The organism is Streptococcus sp. CM6, assembly GCF_000526095.1.
Classification (GTDB): domain Bacteria; phylum Bacillota; class Bacilli; order Lactobacillales; family Streptococcaceae; genus Streptococcus; species Streptococcus oralis_BW.
Genome location: NZ_JATS01000020.1, coordinates 67,309 through 80,870, shown reverse-complemented (window position 1 = coordinate 80,870; position 13,562 = coordinate 67,309). Strand labels below are relative to the sequence as shown.

Sequence of the window (13,562 nt, the reverse complement as noted above, 5' to 3'; positions counted from 1 at the left end):
AGAACATGGATATATTCAGAAGAAAGAAATTTGATGAAGCGATGTTCGCTAAAGATCGTACCCTTTCTATCAGAGTAGGACAGTATCAGTCAAGCAACATCAAAGAGGCTAGCTTCGATTACGGCTATATTAAGGGTGACACTTATAAGCCTGGTGGAACATGTGCAGGTAGTGCTAAAATCGTCTTTACAAGCATCATTACCACTTTCAATAAGTTAGATAAGGTTTACCCTGAAATCGGTCTTTTGGTCGATGGAACCTATGAATGGGTCAAAATGGGTGAATACTTCATCAATGATATTGAAATTGACCGCAACCGTAAAACGACTACGCTTGACCTCATGGACGGAATGTTCAAACTCAATCGTGAACACATTACATCTCTGACCTATCCTGCTGAAATTAGACAAGTCATCAAAGAGATTTGTCTGAAAACGGGAGTCGAACTGGCAAACGAGAACATGGATATTACATCCATGAATTACCGAATCGAAAGCATTCCGAAAGAAAAGAAAATGACATTCAGAGATGTCTTGAGTCTAGCTACTCAAATGCTCGGGATGTCTTGTTTTTTCAATCGAGAAGGGAAACTTGAAATCAAAGAGTTGACCGACTCAGGTATCGTGATTACTGCAGACAGCTACTTTATGCACGGATTGACCAAAAGCGAAGTCGAGTATCGGATTGCAGGGATAACCTGCAAGAAAGATAAAGAGATACTTACGGTCGGAATGCGTACGGGTCGCTCGTTAGAATTGGATAATCTGTTCATGTCTCAAGCGATTTTGGATAATCTCTATCACAAAATCAAGGATATTCGCTATTATTCATTTAATTTGAATTATCAGGGGCACCTCTTACTAAACGTGGGTGAATGGGTGACTATCAAGACCAATACCGGCGAGACCTTCAAATCGCCTGTATTGAGTCAATCATTCACGTTTAAGGGTGGGCTTCGTGGTCGTATCAGCGCAGACAGCAAGGCTGGAAATGATGCTCAGTATTCGTATGCAGGAACGCTCACGAAGAAGATTGAGCAATTCAGCGAATTTGAGAAACAAATTCAAAACCAAATCGAAGAAGCAGACAAAGGCTTTGACAAGAAAGTCGATAAAATCAAGAATGACTTTAACGACCAGATTGAACTAGCCAAAGCAAAAGCTGAAGAAGTCAAGCAAAGTCTAACAGAGACTATCGACCAGCGGTTTAGCAGCTTTAACAACGGCCCATTACAAGAAGTCAAGCGTAGAGCTGAAGAAGCATTGCGAAATGCTGGTGCGAGCTCATCTCTTGCTCAAGAGGCTAAGCGAATCAGCGAGCAGGCAACCGCTGATATAACCAAATTAAAAAACGAGGTCGTTGATGGATATGTCGGCAAGAATACTTACCAAGAAGGAATTCGTGGGATTGAGCGACGGATTGAGGAAGTGAAGACATCAACGAATGGCCAAATTGCTACTCAAATCGCTGCGTACAAGCAATCAGTAGATGGCCGATTCACAAGCTTATCTTCTCAAATTGACAGCAAAGCTAATCTTGTAGATTTTCAGCGTGTACAAGAAACAAGCAAACTCTATGAGAGGATTATCGGTAGCAACGAGAATGACATTTCGAATAAGGTTGCTCGCATGGCTTTGACCAATCAACTGTTTCAAGTCGAAGTCGGCAAATATGCAAATACAGGTGGTCCCAATATGCTACGAAATTCGAGGATGGACGATGGCTTGAAATATTGGGAAGGCGAGAATTTGAAACAGTGGAGTCACTCGTTCTATTTTAATGAACAAAAACATATGTTTATGCTCTTACAGAAGTCTTGGCTTAAATCACCACGCTTTTTGCTTAAACGAAATACAAGCTACAAATTAAACTTTTTCGGTTTTAACTCAGGAAACACAAAGTATTTAAAAATAGTTTTGCGAAAACGAAAAAAAGGCGAGAAACAAGATTACACAGCTGAGGAGATTTTATTTAATGAAAGTTCGTGGCCTATCCTAAATACATCGCAAGCCGTTCATAAATCTTTAACTTTTGATACCAAGGATTTCGACGAAGGTTATCTCTATATTGAAAACGGAGGGCCAAATAACGGAGCGGATAAGTGGTCAGGTGTGTTTTTGACAGAATTCGACCTGTACGAGGGCACAACCGATCGCAAATGGCAACCAGCTCCTGAAGATGCGACGATGGAAACTGACAAGACTCTTGAAGCGACTCAAACTAAAATGACTCAACTTGCTGGCTCATGGGCGATTCAAAACCTGACTAGCGCAGGTTCAATCATTTCACAAATCAATGCAACGAACAATCAAATTCTGATTGAAGCCGAGAAAATTAGGCTCAAGGGCAAGACCTTACTTGATGAACTCACTGCAATAGATGGATATTTCAAACGTCTGTTCGTCGGTGAAGGTGCATTTGCGAAGCTGAATGCTGAGATTATCGGCTCAAAGACTATCACAGCTGACAAGCTAATAATGGACTCGGCAATGGCTCGGTTGTTCGTTTCAAGCGATATCTTCACGGACACGCTTGCGTCGAAGGCAGCCTTTATCACCAAGCTTCGGTCAGTAGTAGTGTCTGCGACCTTGTTCGAGGGATACAAAGGTAAGATTGGTGGATTCCAAATCGGTACGCACGACAAGGACCCGTCAACTTACTGGTTGACTGGTCAGAATCAGTTTGCTGTTGGCATGAGCAACGGTAGCACTAAATGGGGTCAAACCTCTCTTTGGGTAAACTGGGGCAACGATTGGGAGAAACCTGGCGACTATGCTTGGTTTGTTAAACGTACAGGAGAAATGTTTTGTTACAATCGAGCTTACTTTTGGAATACACCAGTTATCAATGGTAATTTGCGTGTTACAGGCGAAATCTACTACAACAATGAGAACTCAGGAAAATCTGGTTACTGGATTTACTCTCCCCAATACAAGCAAATCTTTAGCGAAAATGGCTATATGTATTTTGTTTGGAGTGGTGGCGGTTCTAATTGGATCCCGATGAACAAAGAAATCTCAGACCGTCGCTACAAATCAAATATCCAAGATAGCCAAGTCTCAGGCATCGATGTAATCAAAAACTTGAAGACGTATAGCTATCGCAAAGAATACGATGGCAAAATAGAGGATATCTCCTGTGGTATCATGGCGCAGGATGTCCAGAAATATGTTCCTGAAGCATTTTACAAAAATCCTGACGGTGCATACTCATATCGCACATTTGAACTTGTGCCTTATCTCATTAAGGCCATTCAAGAACTCAATCAAAAAATAGAAAAATTGGAGAAAACAGCATGAACGAACAAAACCAACAAATCAGCAGTCTAGCGATTAAGTCGCTTAGTGAGAAAATCAGCAAAGAGGCCACTCAATCGGCTACGCTCGAAGCCCTCTACACAGTAACTGCGATGGAGCTTGAGCAAATGAAGCAGGTCATCGAATCTGACGAAGAGCTCAAAGCGAAATTTGAAGAAGCGAAAGGAAAAATGACAAATGGCAATTAACAACTATGAACTGGCAAGCAAACCTTATACACGAGGTTTTGGCGATAATATCAAGACAGTAGTTGAAATTCGTCTGTCGGATGGCAGTCGCTACAGTACGAATATGCGTGAGTTGGCAGGAGACCGGACGAATGAGCAAGAGGATGTCTTAATTCAAGCAGTACTGGATATTATCAAGGCAGAATTAGACCCAGGATCCGCAATCGTGAAGGCTCAAGCTGAGATTGAACAAGCGGTTCAATCTTTGGCAAAAGCTAAGACTGATCTCTCAGCGAACAAAGAGAACATTGATAGTGTATCAGCGATTACTGAGGTTCTCATTGCTCTAGCGATTGGCCAGAATGGTGGGATGCCAACGAATACTTATGAAAAGGTTGCTCAATTCATCAAGCCTCTTGTTAAGGACCGTCGTTATGTAAACGGTGATATCGTATCAATGCCTTATCCGTACGACACGAATCCGAAGTGGCCGAAGGAAACACTTACCATCCTGAAATTCCAGATGCAACCATCTGAAGGGTACACTTACAAGGAGCAGGCTCTTGCTGAAATGCTACAGAAGGGTATTCTGACTGTGGTCATGCCACGAATTGAGTAGAGGGTGGTTATATGCCAATTGAAGAAGCTGAAAGAATCGCTCAAAGTCAAGTAGCTTGGGCGATTTTGTTTATCTTGCTTTTCTTTATTATCATTCGATATCTTATCAAGACTTCAGACAAGCGAGAAAAGAAGATTATGGATTTGCATGAGCAATCAAAGGCCGACTCTAACAGACGAGAAGAGCGTTTGATGACTCATCTGGAAAAGACAACTACAGAATTAACCACAATTACTCACACGGTCGGTGACATTCAAAAAGAAATGGTCCGCATGAACGACCGCATGGACGAAATCGAAAAAGGAGAATAACATGCAACAAATCAATGAAATCATCGTAAATGGAGCAATCAGCATTCTTGTAATTTTGGCAGGTATCGCAGTCAAGGCGGTCAAAGAATACCTTGTAAAAAAAGGTGGAGAAAAGACCATCAAGATTGTCGAAATCTTAGCTAAGAACGCAGTTAATGCCGTTGAGCAGGTAGCTGCTCAAACTGGCTACAAAGGCGAAGAGAAGCTTGAGCAAGCACGTACTAAAATCCGTGCTGAACTTACCAAATACAACATCAGTATGACTGATAAAGACTTAGACACATTTGTCGAGTCAGCGGTCAAGCAAATGAACGAAGCCTGGAAAGGGGAATAATCATGGATATTGATACAAGTAGACTAAGAACCGACCTTCCACAAGTTGGGGAACAACCATACAGACAAATTCATGCGCATTCAACAGGAAACCCGAACTCAACGGCACAAAATGAAGCAGACTACCACATGCGCCGTCCTGTTGATTCAGGATTTTTCTCACATGTCGTCGGTAACGGCCGTGTGATGCAGACCTGGTACACAGACATGGGGGCCTACGACGTAGGAGGTGGCTGGAACGTTGAAGGATACGGCCAAGTTGAGCTTATTGAAAGTCATGAAACCAAGGAAGAGTTCATGCGTGATTATAAGCTCTATGTTGAGCTTTTGCGGAACCTTGCAGACGAAGCTGGAATTCCGAAAACACTTGACTCTGACAGTCTAGCTGGTATTAAGACGCACCAATACTGTACTTATAACCAGCCAAGAAACTACTCTGACCATGTTGACCCATATCCTTATTTGGCCAAATGGGGCATCAGTCGTGAGCAGTTCAAGAAAGACATCGAAGGCGGTCTATCTGAAGCTGGTTGGAAACAAAATAGCACTGGCTGGTGGTGGGAGGAGTCAGACGGCTCTTATCCTACAAATCGCTGGAAACAAATCAACAACGAATGGTTCTATTTTGATGACCATGGCTATTGCTTAATCAATCGATGGTTCAATGATGGCAAAGATTGGTTCTATCTTGATAAACGTGGGGCGATGGTAACAGGCTGGATGTTCCTAAATAATCGCTGGTATTTCTTCAAGTCAGACGGCCGCATGGCCAAAGGCTGGGTTAAGTATCGTGAAACTTGGTATTTTATGGAAGAAAAAGATGGTTATATGCTATCTAAACAATTCGTCAAGTCTGGCGATGGCTGGTACTATCTAAAAGCAAATGGTGAACTTCATACTGATCCAGCATTCAAAACAGAACCAGATGGTCTGGTGACCGTCGTTGACAAACCAAAAGAAGAAAAATAAAACAGAAAGGATTTCAAATAGATTACACTAACCGCAGGCAATAGCTTGCGGTTTTTTTGTTTGCTCTGGAATGTTATTACTTAAAAGTGCGTTGCTATCAGTTTTGTTAATGCCAACAAAATTGGCCCGAAAGTAGTTTCAGAATAAAAAAACTTTAAATATTTTTATTAAAATACTTGACGAACGTCAAGTATAGTGATATACTATAATCAAGATAAGGAAACGAGGAAATCAAAAATGAAAAAAGAAGTTATGACACTGGCATGGGAAATAGCAAAACGTGGCGCTAAAAGATTCGGCGGTTCAACAGTTGAATACATCGCAGAAGCTATGAAAATCGCATGGGGAATCGTTAAATCAGAACAAGAAGAAACAGAACACTATAACTTAAAACAATGGCATGCAGTTGAAGCAAAAATGCGCCAAGCTGGTAAATATGGATACGCTAATATGCTCGGTGAAGCTAAAGAAGTGCACTTCAACGAAGTGATGCACAAAGCTGGCGCTTACTACGGCATCGAAGTTATTGCAGACGGTTCTAACTACGGAACTTACTATATTTCAGAAAAAATTTGGGGTTAAGGAGAAGAATATCATGGTTACTGAAGAACAATTAAAAGAAGTGCTTGTTGGCATTTATGAAACAGACTATAAGGATGAACAAACGTTTGAAGAGTACGCAGATGGCTGGGATTTTTGGATTGACAAAGATGGAGACATCTTAATTGAGGGGCGTGGCATGAAACCGATTGACGGAGTTCAAAAAGTAGGTCACGTAGATAACGGGGTGATATATGCTTATTAACACATCACGAGTTGAGATGGTCTTAATGAATAAGGCTATCTCAGCTTATCGTTTAGCAAAAGAAATAGGCATACAAGAGAGCTCTATCTCTCTCTTGAGAAATGGAAAAAAAGACTTTAACAAGTTAAGCCTTGAGTTCGCTATAAGAGTCCAGTCATGGATAAATGAAGGTAATTATTGTTTTAGCTATGATTACAGCGAATTGATTGAAGATTTAGAGGCTGATATAGCTGATGGATTGACAGACGAATATATTTATATTGCCCGTGGTGAATACAACGAAGTCATGGAGAAGTGCATGATTATCGACTATTATTATGATCCTGAAGAAATTGCAGAAGGCGATATTGCTGAAAAAGTCTTGACTAGCTCGGCGCTTGCTGAAATGAAGAAAGACAACGAGATATTTTAATTGAAATGAGGAAGATTGATTTAACAGGCAACATTTACGGCCGTCTGACCGTTATCACAGATGATGGTTCAAGAACTAAGACAGGAAGGGTCTTATGGTTGTGCGAATGCTCTTGTGGTAATAAAGTTCACGTCCAGTCTCAAAATTTAAAGAATGGTCGAACCAAATCTTGCGGATGCCTTAATGACGAGAAGAAGCGTGAGCGATTCAAAGACTTGTCAGGAACTGAAACAGATAACTTCAAGATTGTTGACAGAGCGTATTCTAAGAATCAGCGTGTGTGGTGGAATTGTATCTGTAAGCATTGTGGTCAGAGCGTGATTCTTAATAATAACCTTATCGGTCATCAGACCTCTTGTGGATGCAGACGTGGAGCATCTAAGGGCTATATGGACTCTATTCGGGATCCCGAGAGTCGAAAATCTACGAAACCAACTGCTAGGAGTAGCACTGGTGTTCGAGGTGTCTATTTCAACAAACTAAAGAAGAGGTATCAAGTATTCATCAATGTTGATAAGAAGCCGAAGTATTTAGGCAGCACCTCATCTCTTGAAGAGGCTACGAAAATGCGCCGTGAAGCTGAAGTGGAATATGGTTACAAATAAAACAGTGATTTTTTTCACTGTTTTTTTTCTACGAATAGATAAGTAGGAGGAAGAAAACATGAACGTTTTGAAGATTGAACTTGCGAGCATAGAGCAGACAGAATTAGGTTTTGAACATTGGGTAGATGTGACTTACCAGGGTCCGATTTTGAAAAATAAGTACACGGTCAAGCTATTGCTGTTCATGGAATGCAAGATAGAGGACCAAGAGGTTATCGAGTACTTGATATCGACTTGGAAGTATCGTGATCTCGTGCTGCATTCTGTGCGGATGGATGAGGTGGAGAGAGAAGGGGCAAAAAAGGGGCAAAAATGTCGTAAACGTCTGTAAAACGATGTAAAAACAATTATTTTAAAGATAAAAATACAGCTGATTTTTAAGGCATCGGAACTTGATGTAAATATATGTAATAGTATTTTTGAAAGCAGATGAATTATAAAACCACGGATTGTTGATCCGTGGTTCTTTTCTTATAAACTTGTTGAGTGTTTGGGTTGTACTTTTTGGTCAGGGTCGATGTAGTTGATAGCATTGTTGACGGCGGTTGGTGCTTCACCCAGTCCTGTGGCAATCAAATCAATCTTTCCTTCGTAGTAGCAGCAGTCTCCAATAGCGTAAATACCCGTTTGGCTGGATTCTTGCTTGCTATTGACGATAATCTTATGACGGTTGAGGTCCAGACCCCAATTTTTAAGATTGCCGACAGATGATTTGAAACCATAGTTGACAAAGAGGTGGTCTACCTCGATAGTTTCGGTTTCATCTGATTTGACTTTGGTGATTTCTAGTTTGTCGAGTGTTTTTCCATCTCCGAGAAGTTGGCTAGGGACGAACGGTGTCTTGATGGTTACAGATGATTCTTGCAGGGCTTGCACACTGTGTTCCAAGGCGCGGAAATTATCTCTGCGGTGAACAAGGGTAGTTGGCGCAATTTTTTCAAAAGCTAGAGCCCAGTCCACAGCTGAGTCTCCCCCACCAAGGATGGTTACTTTCTTCCCAGCGTATTGTTGGATATTGGAAACGTGGTAGTGGATATTTTCATAGTTTTCAACTCCATCTAATTCGAGCGGACGTGGTTTGAAGGCACCACCCCCCATAGCAATGATGACTGTTTTGGTCAGGTGGCTTCCCTTGTTGGTTGTGATAGTAAAACCTTGATCTTCTTTCTCGATTTCAAGAACGGTTTCGTTGAGGTGAACAGGTGTTTCAAAGCTATTTAGCTGTTCAATCAAGCGATTGGTCAATTCTTCTCCAGTTAAGTTTGGAAAACCTGGCACGTCAAGGATTTGCTTTTCAGGGTAGAGGATAGCTGGTTGACCACCGAGCTGGGGAAGGGAGTCGATGATTTGGACTTTGGCTTGGCGTAGGTGAGCGTAAAAGGCAGCAAAGAGCCCAACAGGACCGCCACCTACAATGGTAATATCATAGAGTTGAGACATGATTTCTCCTTTGTTTTTTCTAGTCAGTTTATTTTATCATATTTTTGCTTAATTTAAAATGAGGTAGGATAGGGAAAAAATGGGCAAAAAATGGTATAATGATGAGTAAAGTGTTTTGACAGGGAGGAGGCCAAGGATGAATTTTCAACAATTATCCAATTTACAATACTGGACGAGTTTGTTTTCAAGTCCTTGGAGTATAGTCACCAATCTGATTGATATTCTCATTGTGACTTATATTTTATATCATTTTACTAAAGCTATTGCAGGCACCAAGATTATGATATTGGTCCGTGGAGTCTTAGTTTTTATTCTAGCCCAGATTCTTTCCAATATGATTGGTTTAACGACTATTTCCTGGTTAATCAATCAGATCATCACCTACGGGGTGATTGCAGCGGTGGTTATCTTTTCACCAGAGATTCGGACTGGTTTGGAGCGATTGGGCCGGGCTACTGATTTCTTCTCCAATGCCCCTATTAGTGCGGAAGAGCAGATGGTTCGTGCATTTGTGAAATCAGTTGAATACATGAGCCCTCGTAAGATTGGGGCGCTTGTAGTGGTTCAGAGAGTGAGAACCTTGCAGGAATACATCTCGACAGGGATCCCTTTAGATGCCAAAATTTCGGCTGAATTGCTTATCAATATTTTCATTCCCAATACTCCCTTGCATGATGGTGCTGTCATTATCAAGGAAGACCGAATTGCTGTAACTTCAGCCTATCTACCCTTGACTGAAGATACCGGGATTTCCAAGGAGTTTGGAACGCGTCACAGGGCGGCGATTGGTTTGTCGGAAGTGTCAGATGCTCTTACCTTTGTGGTTTCGGAAGAAACGGGTGGAATCTCAATCACCTATAATGGAGTCTTTAAGCATGATTTGACCTTGGAAGAGTTTGAATCTGAATTGAGAAGAATCTTACTTCCAAAATCAGAGAAAAAGCAGGGTCTGAAAGAGCGCTTGCTAGGAGGATTGAAACATGAGAAAAAATAGTCTATACATCATTTCTTCCTTCTTTTTCGCCTGCATTCTCTTTATCTATGCAACATTGACAAACTATCAGAATAGCAACAGTGCCAGACAGGTGCGGACGGAGACTTATACAAACACAGTTCTTAATGTCCCAATTGATATTCAGTATGACAGTGATCAGTATTTTATCAGTGGTTTTACATCTGAGGTGACGGTCTTTCTAACAGGGTCAAATAGAGTTGCTTTGGCGAGTGAGATGCAGGAAAGCACCCGCAAATTTAAGGTGACAGCTGATCTTTCTGATGCCAGTGTAGGAACCATCGAAGTTCCTCTAACCATTGAAAATCTTCCGAGCGGTTTGACGGCTGTTGCGACACCGCAAAAGATAACAGTGAAGGTCGGTAAAAAAGCAAAACGGGACAATGTCATTGTTGTGCCGGAGATTGATCCTAGTCAGATTGATTCTCGCGTGAAAATTGATACAGTCACTGTGTCAGATGAAAAAGTAACGGTTATTAGTGATGAGGAAACCCTCTCCAAAGTAGATCGTGTCATTGCCATCTTACCGACGAGTGAACGGATAACTGGAAACTACTCGTCCTCTGTTCCTCTACAAGCAGTCGATAAAAATGGAAATGTCTTACCAAGCGTCATTATGCCATTTGACACAACTATGAAAATTACAACAAAAACAGCAACGTCTAGTTCAAGTAACTCGTCAACAAGTTCTTCAGAAGGCAGTTCGTCTTCAACGAGTTCAGAAACAAAATCAGATTCGTCTAAACAATAATAAATAATAGAAAAGGATGATAAATAAAATGGGTAAATATTTTGGGACCGATGGAGTCCGTGGAGAAGCAAACGTAGAACTGACACCAGAATTGGCTTTTAAACTAGGCCGTTTTGGTGGATATGTCCTCAGTCAACACGAAACAGAAGCCCCTAAAGTCTTTGTAGGACGCGATACACGTATCTCAGGAGAAATGCTAGAATCTGCCTTGGTGGCAGGTCTCCTCTCTGTAGGGATTCACGTCTACAAACTTGGTGTCCTTGCAACACCAGCAGTAGCTTACTTGGTAAAAACTGAGGGAGCCAGTGCAGGTGTCATGATTTCCGCTAGCCACAACCCAGCCCTTGATAATGGAATTAAGTTCTTTGGTGGGGATGGTTTCAAACTTGATGATGAAAAAGAAGCAGAAATCGAAGCCTTGCTAGATGCTGCTGAAGATACTCTTCCTCGTCCAAGTGCAGAAGGTCTAGGAACCTTAGTGGACTATCCAGAAGGCTTGCGTAAGTACGAGGGTTACCTTGTTTCAACTGGAACTCCTCTTGAAGGAATGAAAGTGGCCTTGGACACAGCAAACGGTGCAGCGTCTACAAGTGCCCGTCAGATTTTTGCTGATCTTGGTGCTCAGTTGACAGTTATTGGCGAAACACCAGATGGTCTTAATATCAACTTGAATGTGGGTTCTACACACCCAGAAGCTCTTCAAAAAGTGGTCAAAGAAAGTGGGTCAGCTATTGGTTTGGCCTTTGACGGAGACAGTGACCGTTTGATTGCTGTTGATGAAAATGGCGATATCGTTGATGGTGATAAGATCATGTATATCATCGGGAAATACCTTTCTGAAAAAGGCCAGTTAGCTCAAAATACTATCGTAACAACCGTTATGTCTAACCTTGGTTTCCATAAGGCCTTGGATCGTGAAGGCATCAATAAGGCAGTCACTGCAGTTGGTGACCGCTATGTCGTCGAAGAAATGAGAAAATCAGGCTATAACCTTGGCGGTGAACAGTCTGGTCACGTTATCTTGATGGATTACAATACGACAGGTGATGGACAGTTAACTGCCGTTCAACTAACAAAAGTTATACGGGAAACAGGTAAGAGTTTGTCACAATTGGCATCGGAAGTAACGATTTACCCACAAAAGCTGGTCAATATCCGAGTGGAAAATGCCATGAAAGAAAAAGCCATGGAAGTACCAGCCATCAAGACAATCATCGAAAAGATGGAAGAAGAAATGGCAGGAAACGGCCGTATCCTTGTCCGCCCAAGTGGAACAGAACCTCTCTTGCGCGTCATGGCAGAAGCCCCAACAACAGAAGAAGTTAACTACTACGTAGATACGATTGCTGCTGTTGTTAAAGATGAGATCGGTATTGACTAAAGCCTAGAAAACTAGATGAAATGATAAAAATGTGGTACAATTGCATAGTAAATTGTAGCAATGGGAGAGAAAAATGAATCTTAAACGAGAACAAGAATTTGTTAGCCAGTATCACTTTGATGCTCGTAACTTTGAATGGGAAAATGAAAATGGGGCTCCTGAAACCAAGGTAGACGTGAATTTCCAGTTGCTCCAATACGACCAAGAAAACCAAGTAACCTCGCTAGTTGTCATCTTGAGCTTTATGATCGTCTTTGACAAATTTGTCATCAGCGGAACGATTTCCCAAGTTAACCATGTGGAAGGTCGCATTGTCAACGAACCAAGTGAATTTAATCAAGAAGAAGTTGAAACCTTGGCACGTCCATGCTTGAACATGCTCAATCGTTTGACGTATGAAGTAACAGAAATCGCCTTGGATCTTCCAGGGATCAATTTGGAGTTTTAGTTATGAAATTAGCTGTCATTACAGATTCTTCAGCCTATTTAGAGGAGAAGACGCTGCAAAGAGAGAATCTATTTATCTTGGATATTCCTGTCAATATTGATGGGGAGGAGTATGTTGAAGGTATCAATCTGACTGCTGAGGAATTTTATCAAAAAATGGCTCAGTCTGCAGAATTGCCTAAAACCAGTCAACCAAGTCTTGCCAAATTGGATGAGATTCTAAGTTCTTTGAAAGATGAGGGTTATACCCATGTCTTGGGACTCTTTCTTTCGTCAGGAATTTCAGGCTTTTATCAGAACATCCAATACATGTTGGATGAGTATGATGGCTTGACCATTGCCTTTCCAGATACCCATATCACAAGTTCCCCTCTAGGATTTATGGTAGAGAGTGCCTTTGAATGGTCAGAACAAGGCGATGATTTTGCCCAGATTCAGGAGAAGTTGGGGATTCAAATTGCTGATAATTCAGCCTTTATCATAGTAGATGATCTCGACCACTTGGTTAAGGGAGGACGTTTGTCAAATGGGGCAGCCGTCTTAGGGAATCTCCTCAGTATCAAGCCTATCCTTTACTTTAATGACCAAGGTGTGATTGAAGTTTACGAAAAAGTTCGTACAGAAAAGAAAGCAATTAAACGTTTGGTGGAAATCATCAAGGAGTTGACAAAAGATGGGAACTACCGTATAACAGTCATCCATGGCAATGCTCCTCAAAAGGCAGCGGATTTACGTCAGCTTTTGATGGAGAGTGGTGTGACTGCTGAAATTCCAATTGAAACCTTTGGTAGTGTCATTGGGACCCACCTTGGAGAAGGTAGTATCGCCTTGAGCTATACACCAATCGTCTAAATTGTTCTTACAGGCTTTGTATCTTAGCAATTGAACACGGACTATCTTCCTCTTGAAAAAAGATGCCTGTCTTGCCTTTCATGGAAAGTCAGCGCCATTCCCTATTTTTCATGGGCAGCTAACGTCCTTTGTATCTTAATC

General features: G+C 41.6%; 17 protein-coding genes. 16 read left to right on the top strand and 1 reads right to left on the bottom strand.

The features are described 5' to 3' along the window. Window positions 1-5: 5 nt before the first annotated feature. The 11 genes from HMPREF1516_RS07020 to HMPREF1516_RS06970 all read left to right on the top strand — a co-directional run bounded on the left by HMPREF1516_RS07020 (window position 6) and on the right by HMPREF1516_RS06970 (window position 7,869). Window positions 6-3,299, top strand: coding sequence for a tail fiber domain-containing protein (locus HMPREF1516_RS07020; RefSeq protein ID WP_084647660.1), 3,294 nt, complete (start codon window positions 6-8; stop codon window positions 3,297-3,299). Then, window positions 3,296-3,505, top strand: coding sequence for a hypothetical protein (locus HMPREF1516_RS07015; RefSeq protein ID WP_033606170.1), 210 nt, complete (start codon window positions 3,296-3,298; stop codon window positions 3,503-3,505). Before HMPREF1516_RS07020 ends, HMPREF1516_RS07015 begins: the two co-directional genes overlap by 4 nt. Next, window positions 3,495-4,103 (top strand): hypothetical protein, encoded by a 609-nt coding sequence (locus tag HMPREF1516_RS07010; RefSeq protein WP_033606169.1) that lies wholly within the window; start codon window positions 3,495-3,497, stop codon window positions 4,101-4,103. The genes HMPREF1516_RS07015 and HMPREF1516_RS07010 overlap by 11 nt, the downstream gene beginning before the upstream one ends. A gap of 11 nt (window positions 4,104-4,114) precedes the next feature. Next, complete coding sequence (locus HMPREF1516_RS07005) at window positions 4,115-4,414, top strand: hypothetical protein (RefSeq protein WP_033606168.1); 300 nt, start codon at window positions 4,115-4,117, stop codon at window positions 4,412-4,414. A gap of 1 nt (window position 4,415) precedes the next feature. Further along, the gene (locus HMPREF1516_RS07000) at window positions 4,416-4,748 is read left to right on the top strand and encodes a phage holin (RefSeq protein WP_033606167.1); all 333 of its coding nucleotides are present in this window, start codon (window positions 4,416-4,418) and stop codon (window positions 4,746-4,748) included. 2 nt (window positions 4,749-4,750) lie between these two features. Then, window positions 4,751-5,716, top strand: coding sequence for an N-acetylmuramoyl-L-alanine amidase family protein (locus HMPREF1516_RS06995; RefSeq protein ID WP_033606166.1), 966 nt, complete (start codon window positions 4,751-4,753; stop codon window positions 5,714-5,716). 252 nt (window positions 5,717-5,968) lie between these two features. Continuing rightward, a complete protein-coding gene (locus HMPREF1516_RS06990) occupies window positions 5,969-6,298 on the top strand; it encodes a hypothetical protein (RefSeq protein WP_197018564.1) in 330 nt (109 codons plus the stop codon). A gap of 13 nt (window positions 6,299-6,311) precedes the next feature. Further along, entirely contained in the window at window positions 6,312-6,521 is a 210-nt protein-coding gene (locus tag HMPREF1516_RS06985; protein ID WP_033606165.1) for a hypothetical protein, read from the top strand. A gap of 25 nt (window positions 6,522-6,546) precedes the next feature. After that, window positions 6,547-6,933, top strand: coding sequence for a hypothetical protein (locus HMPREF1516_RS06980; RefSeq protein WP_232216685.1), 387 nt, complete (start codon window positions 6,547-6,549; stop codon window positions 6,931-6,933). Between the two features lie 317 nt (window positions 6,934-7,250). Continuing rightward, entirely contained in the window at window positions 7,251-7,538 is a 288-nt protein-coding gene (locus HMPREF1516_RS10165; RefSeq protein ID WP_232216684.1) for a hypothetical protein, read from the top strand. A 58-nt stretch (window positions 7,539-7,596) separates the two neighbouring features. Beyond that, the gene (locus HMPREF1516_RS06970) at window positions 7,597-7,869 is read left to right on the top strand and encodes a DUF7720 family protein (RefSeq protein WP_033606162.1); all 273 of its coding nucleotides are present in this window, start codon (window positions 7,597-7,599) and stop codon (window positions 7,867-7,869) included. Window positions 7,870-8,009: 140 nt separating this feature from the next. Here HMPREF1516_RS06970 and HMPREF1516_RS06965 read toward each other — a convergent pair whose 3' ends face one another. Continuing rightward, window positions 8,010-8,978, bottom strand: coding sequence for an NAD(P)/FAD-dependent oxidoreductase (locus HMPREF1516_RS06965; RefSeq protein WP_000081035.1), 969 nt, complete (start codon window positions 8,976-8,978; stop codon window positions 8,010-8,012). Window positions 8,979-9,114: 136 nt separating this feature from the next. On the opposite strand from HMPREF1516_RS06965, the gene cdaA reads away from it, so the two are divergent. The 5 genes from cdaA (at window position 9,115) to HMPREF1516_RS06935 (ending at window position 13,421) form a co-directional block, all read left to right on the top strand. Continuing rightward, the gene (gene cdaA / locus HMPREF1516_RS06955; protein WP_001011078.1) at window positions 9,115-9,972 is read left to right on the top strand and encodes a diadenylate cyclase CdaA; all 858 of its coding nucleotides are present in this window, start codon (window positions 9,115-9,117) and stop codon (window positions 9,970-9,972) included. After that, a complete protein-coding gene (locus HMPREF1516_RS06950; protein ID WP_001230922.1) occupies window positions 9,959-10,741 on the top strand; it encodes a CdaR family protein in 783 nt (260 codons plus the stop codon). The genes cdaA and HMPREF1516_RS06950 overlap by 14 nt, the downstream gene beginning before the upstream one ends. Window positions 10,742-10,769: 28 nt before the next feature. After that, the gene (gene glmM, locus HMPREF1516_RS06945) at window positions 10,770-12,122 is read left to right on the top strand and encodes a phosphoglucosamine mutase (protein WP_000521446.1); all 1,353 of its coding nucleotides are present in this window, start codon (window positions 10,770-10,772) and stop codon (window positions 12,120-12,122) included. Between the two features lie 73 nt (window positions 12,123-12,195). Then, window positions 12,196-12,570, top strand: a complete 375-nt coding sequence (locus HMPREF1516_RS06940) for a DUF1149 family protein (RefSeq protein ID WP_001050095.1) — start codon at window positions 12,196-12,198, stop codon at window positions 12,568-12,570. 2 nt (window positions 12,571-12,572) lie between these two features. Next, complete coding sequence (locus HMPREF1516_RS06935; RefSeq protein ID WP_000762152.1) at window positions 12,573-13,421, top strand: DegV family protein; 849 nt, start codon at window positions 12,573-12,575, stop codon at window positions 13,419-13,421. Window positions 13,422-13,562: the final 141 nt, after the last annotated feature.